Source organism: Burkholderia cepacia, from assembly GCF_001039005.1.
GTDB lineage: Bacteria > Pseudomonadota > Gammaproteobacteria > Burkholderiales > Burkholderiaceae > Burkholderia > Burkholderia theae.
On record NZ_LDWR01000178.1, the window covers coordinates 1 to 589 of the forward strand.

Sequence of the window (589 nt, forward strand, 5' to 3'; positions counted from 1 at the left end):
ACTTCAGGCGGCGGTACTTCGGGTGGCGGTACCTCAGGTGGCGGTACTTCGGGTGGCGGCACTTCGGGCGGCGGCACTTCGGGTGGCAGTACCTCGGGCAGCGGAGGCCATGGCGGACATGGTGGCCACGGCGGCGACGGTGATGGTGGTGGTCACGGCAATGGCGGCGGCCACGGCGATGGTGACGGTGGTGGCCACGGCAGTGGCGGTGGTCACGGCGACGGTGATGGCAACGGCCACGGCAACGGCGGCAGCCATGGCGACGGCGATGGCAACGGCCACGGTAACGGCGGCAGCCATGGCGACGGGGATGGCAACGGCCACGGCAACGGCGGCAGCCACGGCGACGGGGATGGCAACGGCCACGGCAACGGCGGCAGCCATGGCGACGGTAATGGCAACGGTAACGGCGGCAGCCACGGCGACGGGGATGGCAACGGCCACGGCAACGGCGGCAGCCATGGCAACGGTGATGGCAACGGCCACGGCAACGGCGGCAGCCATGGCAACGGTGATGGCAACGGTCACGGTAACGGCGGCAGCCACGGCGACGGTGATGGCAACGGTAACGGCGGCAGCCACGGCGACG

1 protein-coding gene is annotated in these 589 nt (G+C 71.1%); it reads right to left on the reverse strand.

The features are described from left to right. Positions 1-33 precede the first annotated feature (33 nt). The coding region (locus VL15_RS43015; protein ID WP_048252212.1) for a hypothetical protein at positions 34-589 on the reverse strand (556 nt) is incomplete at its 5' end.